This window comes from Alphaproteobacteria bacterium (genome assembly GCA_039980135.1).
GTDB lineage: Bacteria > Pseudomonadota > Alphaproteobacteria > UBA6615 > UBA6615 > UBA8079.
In genome coordinates this window covers 359,240-374,191 of record JBDXCV010000009.1, presented here as the reverse complement: position 1 = coordinate 374,191, position 14,952 = coordinate 359,240, and the positions used below count along the sequence as shown (strand labels likewise).

Here is a 14,952-nt window from a genome sequence, read left to right as displayed (position 1 = left end):
CCGATGAGCACACCGATCAAGATACAGACCGCGGGCGTGTACCTCGAGGCGACGACGAGCCCCGGCGACCGGGTCGCCTTGCCCGGCTATGGCAGCGGCGCGCAGGTGCTGGTCTACAACGACGGCGGCGCGCTCGCGTTTGTCGAGTTCGGCACCAGCGATGTCGCCGCGACAGGGGGCACCGCCACGCCCGATATCCCCGTGCCGCCCGGGGCGATGCTGGCGCTGACCCGGCCGGCCTGGGCGACCCATGTCTCGGGCATCACCGACGCGGACAGCGCGGATCTGTACTTCGCATTCGGGGAGGGCGCCTAGATGGGACTGAAGGCACTGAGCCGGCTGATCGCCGGCGCACCGGACTATGAGAGCGGCACCTGGACACCGACGATCGCCGGCGCGACGGTGGCGGGGGTGCAGACGTATGCGGTGCAGAATGGCGTTTACATCAAGCTGGGTAAGCTGGTTGTTGCGTGGGCGACGATTACGATGACGGCGAAGGATGGAGCCACGTCCGGCAATATCCTGATTGCGGGGCTGCCGTACATGTCGGGGACTGCATCAGGTTTCCCCTCGGCACTTAACAACGTGAGCAACGTCAATCTCGACGCCGGCTACTCACAGTTCATCATTCGCGTTCGACCCAATGGAAAGACAGACGCAATCATGGGGATGGCGGGTGACAATGTGGGGTCCACGAACGTGACAGATGTGGATATTGGCAACGACACAACTGTTAGCGCCGTCTTGATTTACCAAACTGATCTATAGCCCATTCGTAGAGTTCGATATCGTAAGTGCTTTGCTCGATAGACAAGCTAACTGCTCCTGAATGGGTCTCTGGATGGAGATAGAACAGATTTCTCGACCGTGAAGGTTGCACAAATTACGAGCACATCTACTTTGGTGGTTGAGCAATTTTACTAGCCGGAGAATCGGTAGAAAGTTTCTTGGCGCATTCGTACAAGGCGATATCTAGTGCGTTTCTTTCCTCAAGAAATTCTCGATCGGCATCGCTTATATCCAGTAGAGATCGATCATAGTTGCCGACGTTGACGCGAGGTATTGGGCTTGATGGAAGACTGAGGCCACGCAGTATAACTTCTGTTGAAACGTCGAAGTTTTCATAGAAACCAATGGCGGCGCAATCTTGCAAAACCCCAACAGCTTGTTCGTACATCTCTTGTGTGACGCAGCCGAGAGGCGTGCGCCGCGCCCAATGGATACTGGTAACAGGCCAGTCGTAGGTGCAAAGGCGCCTCGTGAGCATATTGTCAATGATCGGATACTCGGAGAAGTCGTAGTCTCGCAACGAAACTGATGCGGGGTCGAACCCCTTACTTAAAAGGTGCTTCACGAAAATACCGGGCAAACGCTCGATAGGGTCGCGGAGCATCGTCGCGTATGCGCATTCTTGTCCGAGAACACGATGAATCCCGTGGGGTACATGCCCGGAAATTCCTAGTACTTGCGCCCGCTTGTCTTTGCTGAGTGTCCAGAACCCATCAAACTGAGTTTGGTTGCGTATTACTAGTGTGCCCGGCAACAAGGATTCTAGGGTCGCTGACAACGCCGACCCCCCTGTCGAGGGGATGTGAAGAAAGACGGGTAAACGTATATTTTCTTTCATTATCAGCCGGGTAGCGCCTAAATCACGTCTTCCAAAATCTGATTTGTCCGCTCAATCTGAGCGGTCGACATTTCATCCAGATAAGACCCGATTTCGCCTCTCCGAAAATGCGTTGTGCTATCTATTGAGTCGGACTGGTCAATCTCGGGAAATTCAATTTTGCCCGCCGATATTCCGTGGAAACCTAATATTTTCGAGATTGTCTCCGTCTTATTGGTGACAAAGTCCTCATAGCGAATGATCTGTTTTGAAACTCGCGTTTCCGCCTCCCATTGGTTTTGCCAGGACAGAAGCCGGGGAAGGTACATCTCGATCAAGGTGTCTAGGGCATTCTCCGGTGCGAGTTCGTAGAAGTTATCCGGTGACGTCCTTGCCGCAACAAGCATTGCGTGGTGCCAGCCGAAGCTTCGTACGTCTGGTCGATATAGGTGGTGCCACCAGGATATCACTGCGTCTCTTGGGTCGCGCAACAGCAATGTCACCCGTTCGATGCCAGCCTGTCGCAGCATTTCTATGTTGTAATCGCTCGCGGGCATGTGTTGGCCGCCGATTGCGGACGGTGCATTTGCAAACCGCCAGAGTCCTTGTGGCGAAATTTGCTGAACCAGCGGGCCGGAATTGCAAATCTGGATTTCTTCCAGACCCGCCGACAATTGCAGCGACCGCGTTATGAAAACCGTCGCGCTTTTCGGCATCGACACGAGAACAATGTGATTATCCGGCATGTCCGGCAGGGTATCCCCGCCGCGCGGTGACGCCAATCCACAAACTTACTCAACAGGAGAACCACGCACATGGGCGTTTCCGTGAACGACATCCTGCGCCAATGGGACGAGGTGGCCGCGGGCCGCGCGGGGTTCCAGTCGGTCTGGCAGGAGATCGCCGATCACCTGCTCGGCCGGCGCGACTTTACCGGCGCGGGCGCTTCTCCAGCCACGCCCGGCCGCAAGCGCATGGCGCGCATCTACGACACGACCGGGCTGCAGGCCGCCGACCTGCTGGCGGCCGCGCTGCATTCGTTCCTGACCAATCCCGCGCTGCGCTGGTTCGGGTTGCGGCCGGAGGATGATTTCCTGGCGGAGGATGATGCGGTGCGGGGCTGGCTCGGGGCGGCGGAGGATGTGCTGTATGCCGCGTTCAACGGCCCGGACGCAAACTTCGCGCCGCAGATCCACGAGGTCTATCTCGACCAGGTGGCGTTCGGCACGGCCGCCCTGTATGTGGGCGACCGGCCGGGGCGCGGGCTGCTGTTCTCCGCCCGGCCGCTGGGCGAAATCCATATCGCGGAGAACGCCGAGGGGCGGGTCGATACGGTGTTTCGCCGGTTCCGTTTCACCGCGCGCCAGGCCCATCAGGCCTGGGGCCCGGCGGCGGGCAAGGCGGTGACGGCGGCGCTGGAAGCGGGGAAGGGCGAGCGCAGCTTCGCCTTCCTGCATTGCGTGAAGCCGTTTTCGGATGCGGCCCGCTCCGGGCCGCGAACCGGGACGCGCGCGGCGTTCGCCTTCGGGTCGTATTACGTGAATCTGGACGAACGCGCGCTGGTGGCCGCGGGCGGATATCACGAGATGCCCTACATGGTGCCGCGCTGGTCGAAGGATGCGGGCGAGATCTACGGCCGGGCGCCGGGCTGGAACGCGCTGCCCGACCAGAAGATGCTCAACGAGATGAGCCGGACCACCCTCAAGGCGGCGCAGAAGGCGGTCGACCCGCCGCTGTTGATCGCCGACGACGGGGTGGTGATGCCGCTGCGCACCCAGCCGGGCGGGATCAACGTGGTCCGCGCGGGCGCGCTGTCCCAGGACCCGCTGCGGCCGCTGCCGGCGGCACCCCGGATCGATATCGGGCTGGAGATGATGGAGCAGCGCCGCGAGGCCGTGCGCGCGGCGTTTCACGGCGGCCTGCTGCAGCTGTTCCAGGACCCGCGGATGAGCGCCACCCAGGTGCTGCAGCTGGTGCAGGAGATGCAGCGGCTGCTGGGCCCGATGCTGGGGCGCCAGCAGGCGGAACTGCTGGAGCCGATGATCGAGCGGGTGTTCGGGATATTGCTGCGGGCGGGGATGCTGCCGCCGCTGCCGGATGCGTTGATCGGCGTGCCGCTGCGCGTCGATCACGTCTCGCCGATCGCGCGGGCCCAGAAGGCAGGCGACGCCCAGGCCGTGTTGCGAACCCTGGAGGCGGCCGAGGCCATGGCGGCGATCGATCCGCAGGTGACGGACCTGATCGACCCCGACGCCGGGCTGCGCCTGATCGCCGAGGCGAACGGGGTGCCGGCGAAGGCGCTGCGCGGGGCCGAGGACGTGGCCGTGATGCGGGCGCTGCGGGCGGTTTAGAGGGCGGCGCATGAGATGCCCGGATCAAGTCCGGGCATGACGAAATAAGGAAAGGCCGGGCATGACGAAATAGGGAAAGGTTGGGCATGACGAAATAAGGAAAGGCCGGGCATGACGAAATAGGGAAAAGTTGGGCATGACGGCATAAAGAAAGGCCGGGTCTGGTCACACCCACTGCCGTCATGCGCGGACTTGATCCGCGCATCTTGGTGCTTGTCCGTCTGCTGGTGCATGAGATCCCCGGAACGGACTTTGTCCGCCAACGCGCAAAGCGCGCGGGCGGGGTCCGGGCATGACGCAATTACTTTAATCCGGCCAGCCCGCCGCCCGGTCAAAGCCGGGGCGGGTCCGGTGACCTGCCCGAAAGCCGGGCCGCCCGACGCGGGTGTGAAACGCGAGACGGGTCCGCCGTGCCTCCGGGCGATGCGGGCAGCCCTTCGATTCTTCAGTCGGCCGTACGGGCGGGTTTCAAACCCGCCCCTACATCATTTGAATCGAAAGGAGGACGGATATGTCCGTCGAGATCACGACTGCCTTCCGGCAGGAATACAAGAGCGGCATCGAGATGCTGGTGCAGCAGATGAGCAGCCAGATGCGCGGGGCCGTGCGCGAGGAGGCGATTTCTTCCAAGCGCGCCTTCTTCGACCAGGTGGGTGCGGTCGCGGCCAGCGAGGCGACCGAGCGCCACGGCGACACGCAATATGTGAGTACGCCCCACAAGCGGCGCTCGGTGGCGGCCAAGACCTACCGGGTGGCCGACCTGGTCGATGTGCCGGACCTGATCCGGACCCTCAACGACCCGACGAACGCCTACAGCCAGGCCTTCGCTGCGGCGCTCAACCGGGCCATCGACCGGGAGATCGCGACGGCCGCGCTCGGCACCGCCTACACCGGCGAGACCGGGACCAACGCGGTGACGTTGCCGGCGGGCCAGAAGCTCGCGGCGGGCGGGGCGGGCTTCACGCTGGCGAAACTGCGCAGCGCCATGAAGCTGTTCAAGGCGAACAACGCGATCATGCCCGGCGATGATCTGTATGTGGCATGGACCTCGGCCCAGGAGGACGAGTTCATGGACACCAACGAGGTCAAATCCGTCGACTACAACACCCAGAAGGTGCTGGTCTCGGGCGGGGTCGAGGGCTTCTACGGGTTCAAGTTCATCCGCCTGGAAGACGCCGCCGACGGGACACTGCTGCCCAAGGCAGGCAGCACGCGTTCGTGTTTCGCCTGGGCCAAGTCGGGGTTGTTGCTCGGGCTGGGGCAGGACATCACGGCCAGGATCGACCCGCTGCCGAACAAGAACTACGCGGTGCAGGTCTACGCCTCGATGGATATCGGGGCGACCCGGATGCAGGAAGAGAAAATCGTGCAGATTGATGTGGTTGAGGGATAGGAGAAAAGACGCATGGCCATCACGACCGAAAACAGTACCCAGTACGCCAACACGCTGGCCGAGCCGCGGGTGGCGAACCCGACCCATGACGCCCACGGGCGGCTGCGGTTTGCGCGGTTCAACTTCACGCAAGGGGCCGCGGCCGGCGATGCGGGTTCGCTCGCGCGGCTGGTGAAGCTGCCGAAAGGAAAAGTGCGGGTGATCCTGCCCCTGTCGCGGCTGGCGCATTCAGCACTGGGCGCGAGCCGGACCCTCGACCTGGGCTGGGAGGCCCATGTCGGCGACGACGGATCGGGCGCGGTCGCGGCCGATCCGAACGGCCTCGATGACGGGGTGGACGTGTCGTCGGCGGGTGCGTTCGTGCCGGGCGGCACGCTCGGCGGGGACGAGACACAACTTTTCGAGAGCCTCGACGGGGTGGTGATCACGGGCCAGGTCAACGACGGGACGATCCCGGCGGGGGCAACGCTCGACGGCTATCTCGCCTACGTCATGGACTAGCGGCGACGCGTATCACCGCGCATTGCGGGGCGCTCTTCTTTTCGGGAGCGCCCCGTTTTCTTTTGAGGAGACTGCCCATGACCACCGACGTCGATATCGTCAACGCCGGGCTGATCAAGCTTGGCGAGGCGACCATTGCCAGCCTGGCCGATGACGTGAAGGCCGCGCGGCTGGCGAATGCGATCTTTGCCGACCAGCGCGACGTGGTGTTGCGCGCGCATCCGTGGAACTTCGCGCTGGCGCGGGCCGAGCTGACCGCGCACGAGACCGCGCCCCTGTGGGGCTTCGCCAACGCCTATGACCTGCCGGGCGCGCCGGATGTCTGTTTGCGGGTGATCTCGGTGGAGGGCGAGGCGGATGCGGGGCCGGGAGCATGGCAAATCGAGGCCCGGCAGATCGTGAGCGATCTTTCGAGCCCGATCCGGATTCTGTATCTGCGGCGGGTGACCGATTACGCGCTGTGGGATGCGCTGGCACTCGATGCGCTGGCGGCCCGGATGGCCATGGCGCTGGCCGAGCCGTGGGGCAAATCCACCTCGCTGCACAACGCCATGGCGCGGTTGTATGACAACAGCCTGCGCGGCGCGCGCTCGGCGGACGGGCAGGAGGGCGTTCTCGATGTTCTTGAAGCGAACTCCTGGATCGAGGCGCGCATCTGATGGTGGATTTGCAGCCAGCCCAGACGAATTTCACCGCCGGGGAGCTGAGCCCGCGTCTTTTTGGGCGGCGCGACCTGGCGCGCTACGACAACGGGGCGGGCACGCTCCTCAACGCGATCATCCAGCCCCACGGCGGCGTGACCCGCAGGCCGGGCACGCGGTTCGTCGCGAAGACGAAGGACGCGACCGACCCGGTGCGCCTCGCGCCGTTCCGGTTCAACCAGGCGCAGGCCTATGTCCTCGAATTTGGAGATCGCTATGTGCGGTTCTACCGCGACGAGGGGCAGGTCACAGGCCCGGACATAAACGGGGCCACAGTGAGCAACGGCGATTTTACGTCGGACATTTCCGGGTGGACGGACCAGTCTGCCGGCGGGGCGTCGATCGCCCATGACGCGGCGAATGGCCGGCTGAGCCTCGTGGGGTCCGGATCGGACAGTGCGGCGGCGAGCCAGCAGGTCACGAATGCGAACGCGTCCGTCAACGACGCGCTGGTGGCGTTCGACGTGATCGGCGACCCGGGAGACCGGGTGGGGGTGAGCACGGGTGCGCTGGGCGGGTTCGCGTTTATCCGCAATGCGGGCGTGGGACACCATGTGGTGGCGTTTCCCGCCTCGTCGGGCCCGCCGGCGGATGATTTCCACGTCATGTTCGAGCACAGCCTCGGCAAGACCGTGCAGATCGACAATGTGGCGGTGCTGGACGATGTGCCCGTCGAGCTGGCGACACCTTATGCCGCCGCCGACGTGTTCGGGTTGAAGATCGCCCAGTCGGCCGACACGCTCTATTTCGCGCACCCGGATTATCCGCCCTACAAGCTGCTGCGCTACGCGGATGACGAATGGTCGCTCGAGCGCGTGGATTTTCGGGACGGGCCGTATCTGGACGAGAACACGAGCGGCAAGACCATGAACCCGGCGGCGACAAGCGGGCGGCATGTATTGGTCACCTCGCAGGAAAACATTTTCACCGGCACGGATACCGGGCGTTGCCTGCGTCTCAAGCACGGGTCGACCTGGGGCTGGGGCGTGATCGTCGAGGTGGTCAGCTCGACCGAGGTCAATATCGACATCAGGTCGGACTTCGGCGGTTCAGGTGCGACGGCGGCCTGGCGGCTGGGGGCGTGGGGCGCGGTCGACCCGTCGCCGTCAGTGGACCAGGTGCCGGGCGATCAGTATCTGGCGGTCGGCCATCCGGCCTGCGTGAGTTTCCACGAGCAGCGGCTGTGCTGGGCGGGCGAGCGGAACAGCCCGCAGATGTTCCGGGCCTCGAAGTCGGGCGATTTCGAGAACATGGCGCCGACCACGACCGACGGCGCGGTGGAGGACGACGCCGCGCTCAATTACCGGATCGGCGCCGACCAGGCGAACGCGATCCTGTGGCTCCAGTCCCAGCGCTCGCTGGTGCTGGGTACCCAGGGCGGGACCTGGCCGGTGCGGGCGAGTTCGCTCGACGAGCCGCTGACGCCGACGAATATCCAGTTCAAGCGCGCGAACACCTATGGAAGCGCGGACATCCAGCCGGTGACGGCGGGGGACGTGACGCTCTATCTGTCGCCGACAGGGCGCAAGCTGCGCGAGCTGGCGTACCTGTTCGAGCGGGACAATTTCGCGGCACCCGATCTGTCGATCCTGTCGGAACACATCACCGCGGGCGGGGTGGTGCAGATGGATTTCGCCCAGGAGCCCCACGGGCTGGTGGTCATGTGCCGGGCCGACGGCATGCTGCTGGCCATGACCTACAACCGCGAGCATGAGGTGATCGGCTGGCAGCGTCATGTGCTCGGTGGGGCCTATCGGGGCGGGATTGCGCGATGGGAATCGGTCGCGGTGATCCCCGCCCCCGACCGGTCCCACGACCAGATCTGGGGCGTGGCGGCGCGGACCATCGACGGCGCGGATGTCCGCTGTGTCGAGTTCATGGTCCGGGACTTCGATGCGAACGGGGACGACGAACTCTCAGACGCATTTTTCGTCGATTGCGGCCTTTCCTATGACGACCCGAAGGCGATCACCGGCGCGACCCGGGCGGACCCGGTCGTGCTGACGGTTGCGGGACACGGATTCTCGAACGGCGATCTGGTGGATATCGAGGATGTGGTCGGCATGACCGCGCTGAACGGCAACCGCTACACGGTTGCGAGCGCCAGCACGGACGCTTTCGCCCTGGAGGATCTGGATGGCACGGGTTTCGTTGCCTACGCATCGGGCGGTGTGGTCCGCAAGGCGGTCACAACCATCGCGGGCGCGGATCATCTGGATGGTGCGGCGGTGGAGGTGGTGGCCGACGGGGCGCATCTGGGCACGAACACACCCGTCGCGGGGGTGATCGCCCTGGCGGCCCCGGCGAGCCGGGTTCATGCCGGGTTCGGCTATACGACCGATGTGGTGACCCTGCCCATCGCCGCGCGGACCCCGGACGGGTCGGGCGAGGGCAAGACCAAGCGGATCGGCGACGTGGTGGTGCGGTTCCACCGGACCAGCGGCGCCAAGACCGGACCCGATTTCGCCACGCTAGACCGGGTCCCGTTCGAGAGCGGCGATCCGCCCTATAGCGGGGTCAAGATCGTCGGCTTCCCCGCCGGGTATGACGTCGAGGGGGTGGTGGCGCTGCGCCAGGACGCGCCGCTGCCGATGACCATCCTGTCCCTGTCGCCCCGTGTAAATCTCGCCTCGAGGTAGGACCCATGCAAATTGTCCCGTTTGAACCGCCGCATCTGCGCGCGGTCGCACCCCAATGCGCGCAGGCCGAACACGCCGCCTATGTGGAAACCCTGGAATTGTCTGCACTGGTGCAGCCCGGTGCTGCCTTTACCGCGAGAGATGACACAGGGGTGCTGGGATGCGCCGGGGTCGTGCCGCTCTGGCCCGGCGTCGGTCAGGCCTGGGCGGTGTTTTCCGATGCGCTTCTGACGCACCCGGTGGCGCTGACCCGTGCGACCGAACGCGCGTTGGACCACATCATGGCGGTGGAAAACATGCGGCGGGTCCAGGCGACGGTGCTTGACGGGCACGGGGCCGGGGCGCGCTGGCTGTCGTTTCTCGGCTTCGAGCTCGAAGGGCTGCTGTTGAATTACGGACCCGGGGGTGCGGGCGATTACTGGATGTATGGGAGGACGATATGACGGGACCCGAGGTGATTCTGGCGACGGCGGCGCTTTCGGCGCTGCGTGCGGTCGAGGACGGGCGTGCGGCCGGGGCAGCTGCGGAATCTTCCGCGCGCACGGCCGCGCGTGACGCGGCGACTGCGCAAGAACGCGGTGCCGTGAACGCCGACGAGGAACGCCGGCGCGGTTCGGCCAAGGCGGCGGCGCAGCGCGCGCGGCTGGCGCATTCGCGGGCGGATGCGACGGGGACGCCGCTCGATCTGCTGGGCCAGATCGGTGGCGACGCCGAGTTCGATGCCCTGCGCCGCGCCGATGCCGGGAACCTGGTTGCGGTCAACCAGCTGTCCCGGGCAAGCATGTTTCGGCGGCGTGCGGCCGCAGCACGGCGGTCGGGTCTGCTGCGGGCGGGGTCCACGTTGCTCGGCGGTCTGCGATAGCGGGGGCGGGCAACTTCTCAAAGATCACAGACAGGAGCGTGGCCATGCGCCGGACGGTCGAACAATTGTGGCGCTTGAAGCACGACTACCGGGTCGTGTTTTCGACGCCGGAGGGAAAGCGCGTGCTGCGCGACCTCAACCGGTTCTGCATGTACGCCGCACCCACGGCCGACGCCAATGAGGCCGTGTTCACGATGGGCATGCAGCGGGTGTTCCGCCGCATCGCGGCCATGGCGCGGGCGGACGAGGACGCGATGTTGAATGAATTTCAAACCGGACAGGAGAATGACGATGACTGACGCACAGATCGATGTTTCAGAGGCTGAAGTCCCGGTGACGGACGGGCCTGCCGAGAGCTGGCGCGCCGAGCTTTCCGAGGATTATCGAGACCATCCGGTACTGGCGCGTTTCGCGGATGTCGAGGCGCTGGCGCGCGAGCATGTGAACCTGCAGAAGCTGATCGGGCGCAAGGGTATCGTGCCGCCAGGTGCGGACGCGGACGATGCCGAACGCGCACGTTTCCATGACGCGCTGGGCCGGCCCGCGCGTCCGGACGACTATAACCTGGACGGGCTGGAACGACCGGACGGGATGCCCTGGGACGAGGATTTCCAAACCCGGATGCTCGAAAGGATGCATGCCTCGGGCCTGACGGACGGGCAGGCGCGGGCGCTGCTCGAAGGCTATGTCGAGCTGCAGGGTGCGGCCTGGCAGGACGCGACCGCCGCGCAGGGCCGGGCGCTCGACGCGGCGGAGACCGGGCTGCGCCGTGAATGGGGCGAGAGTTTCGACGCGCGGATCGACGTGGCGAACCGCGCCTTCGCGGCGGCTTTTGGTGACCGTGTGGATGACGTGCGCCAGCTGCGGCTCGCGGACGGGCAGCATCTGGGCGACCACCCGGACATGGTGCGGGCGTTTGCCAAGCTGGGCAGCCTGATGGGGGAAGACGAATTCGTCGGCGGCAAGGAGGCGCGGATCGGACATTCGTCATCGGCGGCGCGTGCCGAGCTATCGACCCTGGAGGCCGACCCCGAGTTTCGTACAGCGCTGCTCGATCGGGCCCATCCCGAGCACAGGCAGGCGGTGGCGCGGCGCTCCGATCTTGCCCGCGCGGCCTATGGGGGCGACGCGGAGGCGTTCGACGAATAGCACCACGAATGGCAATCGGGGGCGAATGACCGCATGATCGGCCACAGCTTCGCCAAATTTGATTGGCAGGTTTACCGTTCCATCAAGTTGTCCGGAGAGTTGATCATGCGGTTTTTGCTTTCGTTCGTGCTGGTGTTTTCCCTGTTCGGGACAGGTGCCGCGTTTGCCGATGACGATTCTTCGGTGCCGAGGACATTGTCCATTTCCGGCAGCGGGACGGTCGCCGCGACGCCGGACCTGGTCTCCATCACCGTCGGGGTGACGACGACGGCGCCCGCCGCGCGCGAGGCGCTGACGGCCAACAACGCAAAAACGGCGGAGGTCTTCGCGTTCCTGCGCGCCTCGGGCGTTGGCCCCGGGGACATGCAGTCGACGAATATATCGGTGTCCCCGCAGTTCCGGCCGCGCCGGGGCAATGATCCCGTCCAGCCGGAGATCATCGGCTACATGGTGCGCAACAACGTGCACATCACGGTGCGCGATCTCGCCGACTTCGGCGTGGTCCTCGACGGGGTGGTCGAGGCCGGTGCAAACATGGTGCAGGGGATCAGCTTCGATATCGCGGCGCGCGACGATCTGGAAAAGAAAGCCATGGCGAACGCGGTGGGAGATGCCTTCGCGAAGGCCCGCAACATCGCCGCGGCGGCGGGGATCGAACTGGGGCCTGTCCTGACGATCAACGCCGGCGGCGTGGGGCCGGCGCCGCGCCAGTTCCTGGCCCGCGCGGCGGCCGAAGGCGTGCCGGTCGCGGCGGGAGAACTGACCGTGCGGGCGCAGGTCTCGGTCGTGTTCGCGATCGAGTAGGCGATTCGAATGTTCGCGCAGACGGCCCCGCATCGCGGGGCCGTTTTCGTATGTGGAGGAAGATCATGCAAAACGGGGTTCTGCGCCTGGTGGATCAGCCCGTGACCGTGCGGATTCTCGCCAAGATTCTGGCGACGCTCGTGGCTATCGCGGTCAGCGGATGGTGGTTCATGTTCGACGAGGTGCGGCTGGTGCGCGGCGACGTGGCGCAACAGGGCAACGAACTGGCACAGGAGATCGACAGTTCCGCCCGCTTTCAGCTCGAACAGCGCGACCGGCTGTGGAACCGCGTCGATGCGCTTCGGGAGGAAATACATGTCGTGCAGCTCGAGCTTGGCGATTTGCGCGCGCGGGTGCGGCAGGTCGGCCAGACGGCGGATGCGATCTTTGCCGTGGTCAGCCCGCGGGCAACCCGGCCTGCGGCCCCGGATCGACCGCCGGGTTCGGGCACCGCGCCGCCGCCGCCGGACTGAGCGGATGCGGGCGTGCGGGGCGTGCCCGGGGTTGTAACCTCGGGTCTTCGCCGTCAGTCTGCACCTCCCCGCGAAACAGGTGAGCATGGGGCTTCGGGATATACGGAGCTCCGGGATTTACTGGAGCGATGCTGGAACTGTTTGCGTTCTACTGGCCGTTTGCGACGACCTTCGTGCTCGGCGTCATTCCGATTGCACTCGCGGCTACCGTGATCCTCCACAAGCGCAACGAGAATGCCGCGATCGCCTGGGTTGGTCTGATCCTGCTGTCACCGGGTATCGGGTCTGTCGCCTATCTGTTGTTCGGGATCAACCGCATACGCCGCCGCGCCGCGCGGACCCGGCCGCCGTCGGGCACGCCGGTCGGATCGCTTGCTGGCCAGCCCGACGCCGAAACCGCCCTGGACCGCCTGATCGACAATCTCGCGCCCAACCCGGCCGTCGGGGGAAACCGGGTCGAATTGCTGCGCAACGGCGACGCGGCCTACCCGGCGATGATCGCGGCGATTGACGGGGCTTCCCGATCGGTCATGCTGTCGGTCTATATATTCAAGCGCGATGCCGCCGGCCTGGAATTCGTCGCCGCACTCGCCCGGGCCCGGGCGCGCGGCGTGGACGTGCGGGCGCTTGTCGACGGGGTCGGCCAGATCTATTCCTTGCCCTCGATCATCGGGGCGTTGCGGAAGGCCGAAATCCCCTTCGCCCGATACATGCATTCCTTCTGGCCCTGGCGGATGCCGTATCTCAACCTGCGCAGCCACCGGAAGATTCTGGTCGTCGACGGCGCCATCGGCTTCACCGGCGGCATCAATATCTCCCAGAACAACCGGCTGGACGCGGGTCCCCGGCGGCCGGTACGCGACCTGCATTTTCGGTTTTCCGGTCCCGTCGTGGGGCAGTTATCGGACGCCTTCGCCGACGACTGGGCGTTCACGACCGACGAGACCCTGGAGGGGGAACAATGGTTCCCGCCGCTGGCCGAGGCGGGTGACGTGGCCGCCCGCGCCATCCCGACCGGTCCGCACGAACCGATCGACCGGACGCGATGGATACTCCACGCCGCGATCATCGAGGCGCGGGAACGAATTTCGATCCAGACGCCGTATTTCCTGCCCGACGAAATCCTCATGTCGGCGTTGCGGATCGCGTCCATCAAGGGTGTGAAGGTCGATATCCTGATCCCCGAACGGAGCAACCTCCGGTTTGTCGACTGGGCGGTCCGGGCGCGTTTGGACGAGTTGCTGAAAGACGGGTGCCGTGTCTGGCTCGGGCCCCGGCCCTTCAACCACGCCAAGCTGCTGATGGTGGACCGGGAGTGGGCCCTCATCGGGTCGTCGAACTGGGACCCGCGGAGCCTGCGGCTGAACTTCGAACTGAATGTCGAATGCACCGGCGTTGCCTTCGTGGAGGAACTGTCGGAATCCTTCGAGGCGGAACGCGACCGGGCCCGGCTCCTGACGCTCGACGAGCTCGGCGCGCGATCCTTGTCTGTGCGCCTGCGCGATGGCGTGGCAAGATTGTTCTCGCCTTACCTATAGCAAAGCGGGGGACTGTGATGGCCGAGGGACAAATCGACGCGCAGGAATATTGGGTGCAGAAGGGCGACATACGCCTGTTTGTGTTCCGCAAACGGCTGGCCGGAACGCCGGCAGGCGAGGCTCCTGTGCTGTTTCTTGTGCACGGGTCGTCGTTATGCGCGCGCACCGGGTTCGATCTCGACGTACCGGGCAAGCCCGGTTTCTCGATGATGGACTGGTTCGCCGAACGCGGCTTCGATGTCTGGACCATGGACCATGAGAATTACGGCCGTTCGGACCGCACCGAGAGCAACTCCGACATAGCGAGCGGGGCGGACGATCTGGCGGCGGCGATGCCGACCATCGAGGCGGAAACGGGTCAGAAGGCGTTTCATTTCTTCGGCAGTTCGTCGGGCGCCCTGCGGGCCGGGCTGTTCGCGACCCGCCATCCCGACAATGTGCATTCGCTGACGCTCGATGCCTTCGTGTGGACCGGCGAAGGCTCGCCGACATTGGAGAAACGGCGCGAGAATCTGGACCACTTCCGGGCCCATCCCACGCGCGATGTCGACCGGGCCTTCTTCCACTCGATCTTCAACCGCGACCGGCCCGGCCTGGTCGAAGACGGGGTGGCGGACGCGTTCGCCGATGCAGAGCTGGAACATGGGACGACGATGCCGACCGGCACCTATCTGGACATGTGCGCCAATTTGCCGGTCGTCGATCCCGAACTGATCGACTGCCCGGTGCTCATCCTGCGCGGTGAACATGACGGGATCGCGACGGAAGAGGATATTGTGGCGTTCTTCGGGGCGCTGCGCTCGGACGACAAGCAGATGGTCGTGCTGCCCGATCAGGCCCATGTCGGCGCGCTCGGCCTGAACCGCCACCGCTTCTTTCATGTGCTGCTTGGGTTTCTGACGCTCCCCGAGCGGCTGCGTGCGGCGTCCTAGGGC

Annotated in this window: 17 protein-coding genes; 15 read left to right on the top strand and 2 right to left on the bottom strand. The window is 65.1% G+C overall.

Features of this window, described 5'->3' with window-relative positions; translation table 11 throughout:
• The first annotated feature begins 3 nt into the window (after positions 1 to 3).
• Together ABJ363_12235 and ABJ363_12230 are read left to right on the top strand one after the other, a co-directional pair.
• Entirely contained in the window at positions 4 to 315 is a 312-nt protein-coding gene (locus ABJ363_12235; GenBank protein ID MEP4379763.1) for a hypothetical protein, read from the top strand.
• Positions 316 to 768, top strand: a complete 453-nt coding sequence (locus tag ABJ363_12230; GenBank protein ID MEP4379762.1) for a hypothetical protein — start codon at positions 316 to 318, stop codon at positions 766 to 768.
• A 127-nt stretch (positions 769 to 895) separates the two neighbouring features.
• On the opposite strand, the gene ABJ363_12225 is transcribed toward ABJ363_12230, so the two are convergent.
• Complete coding sequence (locus ABJ363_12225) at positions 896 to 1,393, bottom strand: hypothetical protein (GenBank protein MEP4379761.1); 498 nt, start codon at positions 1,391 to 1,393, stop codon at positions 896 to 898.
• Positions 1,394 to 1,644: 251 nt separating this feature from the next.
• Positions 1,645 to 2,388 (bottom strand): sulfotransferase domain-containing protein, encoded by a 744-nt coding sequence (locus tag ABJ363_12220; protein MEP4379760.1) that lies wholly within the window; start codon positions 2,386 to 2,388, stop codon positions 1,645 to 1,647.
• Between the two features lie 33 nt (positions 2,389 to 2,421).
• On the opposite strand from ABJ363_12220, the gene ABJ363_12215 reads away from it, so the two are divergent.
• The 13 genes from ABJ363_12215 to ABJ363_12155 all read left to right on the top strand — a co-directional run bounded on the left by ABJ363_12215 (position 2,422) and on the right by ABJ363_12155 (position 14,949).
• Positions 2,422 to 3,957: a portal protein gene (locus ABJ363_12215; GenBank protein ID MEP4379759.1), complete on the top strand. Its 1,536-nt coding sequence runs from the start codon at positions 2,422 to 2,424 to the stop codon at positions 3,955 to 3,957.
• A 511-nt stretch (positions 3,958 to 4,468) separates the two neighbouring features.
• Entirely contained in the window at positions 4,469 to 5,350 is an 882-nt protein-coding gene (locus ABJ363_12210) for a phage capsid protein (GenBank protein ID MEP4379758.1), read from the top strand.
• Positions 5,351 to 5,362: 12 nt separating this feature from the next.
• On the top strand, positions 5,363 to 5,851 hold the full coding sequence (locus ABJ363_12205; GenBank protein ID MEP4379757.1) for a hypothetical protein: 489 nt from the start codon (positions 5,363 to 5,365) through the stop codon (positions 5,849 to 5,851).
• 77 nt (positions 5,852 to 5,928) lie between these two features.
• Entirely contained in the window at positions 5,929 to 6,510 is a 582-nt protein-coding gene (locus tag ABJ363_12200) for a hypothetical protein (GenBank protein MEP4379756.1), read from the top strand.
• Positions 6,510 to 9,191, top strand: a complete 2,682-nt coding sequence (locus tag ABJ363_12195) for a ubiquitin-activating E1 FCCH domain-containing protein (GenBank protein ID MEP4379755.1) — start codon at positions 6,510 to 6,512, stop codon at positions 9,189 to 9,191. The genes ABJ363_12200 and ABJ363_12195 overlap by 1 nt, the downstream gene beginning before the upstream one ends.
• A 5-nt stretch (positions 9,192 to 9,196) precedes the next feature.
• On the top strand, positions 9,197 to 9,634 hold the full coding sequence (locus tag ABJ363_12190; GenBank protein MEP4379754.1) for a hypothetical protein: 438 nt from the start codon (positions 9,197 to 9,199) through the stop codon (positions 9,632 to 9,634).
• A complete protein-coding gene (locus tag ABJ363_12185) occupies positions 9,631 to 10,053 on the top strand; it encodes a hypothetical protein (protein MEP4379753.1) in 423 nt (140 codons plus the stop codon). Before ABJ363_12190 ends, ABJ363_12185 begins: the two co-directional genes overlap by 4 nt.
• Before the next feature lie 44 nt (positions 10,054 to 10,097).
• Positions 10,098 to 10,352 carry a hypothetical protein gene (locus ABJ363_12180; protein MEP4379752.1) on the top strand — a complete coding sequence of 85 codons (255 nt, stop codon included), beginning with the start codon at positions 10,098 to 10,100 and terminating at the stop codon, positions 10,350 to 10,352.
• Positions 10,345 to 11,202, top strand: coding sequence for a hypothetical protein (locus ABJ363_12175; protein ID MEP4379751.1), 858 nt, complete (start codon positions 10,345 to 10,347; stop codon positions 11,200 to 11,202). The genes ABJ363_12180 and ABJ363_12175 overlap by 8 nt, the downstream gene beginning before the upstream one ends.
• Positions 11,203 to 11,307: 105 nt before the next feature.
• The gene (locus ABJ363_12170; protein MEP4379750.1) at positions 11,308 to 12,006 is read left to right on the top strand and encodes an SIMPL domain-containing protein; all 699 of its coding nucleotides are present in this window, start codon (positions 11,308 to 11,310) and stop codon (positions 12,004 to 12,006) included.
• Positions 12,007 to 12,071: 65 nt separating this feature from the next.
• A complete protein-coding gene (locus ABJ363_12165; protein ID MEP4379749.1) occupies positions 12,072 to 12,479 on the top strand; it encodes a hypothetical protein in 408 nt (135 codons plus the stop codon).
• A 128-nt stretch (positions 12,480 to 12,607) separates the two neighbouring features.
• Positions 12,608 to 14,017: a phospholipase D-like domain-containing protein gene (locus tag ABJ363_12160; protein ID MEP4379748.1), complete on the top strand. Its 1,410-nt coding sequence runs from the start codon at positions 12,608 to 12,610 to the stop codon at positions 14,015 to 14,017.
• A gap of 17 nt (positions 14,018 to 14,034) precedes the next feature.
• Positions 14,035 to 14,949 (top strand): alpha/beta fold hydrolase, encoded by a 915-nt coding sequence (locus tag ABJ363_12155; GenBank protein ID MEP4379747.1) that lies wholly within the window; start codon positions 14,035 to 14,037, stop codon positions 14,947 to 14,949.
• The last annotated feature ends 3 nt before the right edge of the window (positions 14,950 to 14,952 follow it).

What these genes read in the sequence shown, in the direction of transcription:
- ABJ363_12235 (MEP4379763.1), top strand. Translation starts at nt 4, where the DNA reads ATGAGCACACCGATCAAGATACAGACCGCGGGCGTGTACCTCGAGGCG.
- ABJ363_12230 (MEP4379762.1), top strand. Translation starts at nt 316, where the DNA reads ATGGGACTGAAGGCACTGAGCCGGCTGATCGCCGGCGCACCGGACTAT.
- ABJ363_12225 (MEP4379761.1), bottom strand. Translation starts at nt 1,393, where the DNA reads ATGCTCCGCGACCCTATCGAGCGTTTGCCCGGTATTTTCGTGAAGCAC.
- ABJ363_12215 (MEP4379759.1), top strand. Translation starts at nt 2,422, where the DNA reads ATGGGCGTTTCCGTGAACGACATCCTGCGCCAATGGGACGAGGTGGCC.
- ABJ363_12210 (MEP4379758.1), top strand. Translation starts at nt 4,469, where the DNA reads ATGTCCGTCGAGATCACGACTGCCTTCCGGCAGGAATACAAGAGCGGC.
- ABJ363_12205 (MEP4379757.1), top strand. Translation starts at nt 5,363, where the DNA reads ATGGCCATCACGACCGAAAACAGTACCCAGTACGCCAACACGCTGGCC.
- ABJ363_12200 (MEP4379756.1), top strand. Translation starts at nt 5,929, where the DNA reads ATGACCACCGACGTCGATATCGTCAACGCCGGGCTGATCAAGCTTGGC.
- ABJ363_12195 (MEP4379755.1), top strand. Translation starts at nt 6,510, where the DNA reads ATGGTGGATTTGCAGCCAGCCCAGACGAATTTCACCGCCGGGGAGCTG.
- ABJ363_12190 (MEP4379754.1), top strand. Translation starts at nt 9,197, where the DNA reads ATGCAAATTGTCCCGTTTGAACCGCCGCATCTGCGCGCGGTCGCACCC.
- ABJ363_12185 (MEP4379753.1), top strand. Translation starts at nt 9,631, where the DNA reads ATGACGGGACCCGAGGTGATTCTGGCGACGGCGGCGCTTTCGGCGCTG.
- ABJ363_12180 (MEP4379752.1), top strand. Translation starts at nt 10,098, where the DNA reads ATGCGCCGGACGGTCGAACAATTGTGGCGCTTGAAGCACGACTACCGG.
- ABJ363_12175 (MEP4379751.1), top strand. Translation starts at nt 10,345, where the DNA reads ATGACTGACGCACAGATCGATGTTTCAGAGGCTGAAGTCCCGGTGACG.
- ABJ363_12170 (MEP4379750.1), top strand. Translation starts at nt 11,308, where the DNA reads ATGCGGTTTTTGCTTTCGTTCGTGCTGGTGTTTTCCCTGTTCGGGACA.
- ABJ363_12165 (MEP4379749.1), top strand. Translation starts at nt 12,072, where the DNA reads ATGCAAAACGGGGTTCTGCGCCTGGTGGATCAGCCCGTGACCGTGCGG.
- ABJ363_12160 (MEP4379748.1), top strand. Translation starts at nt 12,608, where the DNA reads ATGCTGGAACTGTTTGCGTTCTACTGGCCGTTTGCGACGACCTTCGTG.
- ABJ363_12155 (MEP4379747.1), top strand. Translation starts at nt 14,035, where the DNA reads ATGGCCGAGGGACAAATCGACGCGCAGGAATATTGGGTGCAGAAGGGC.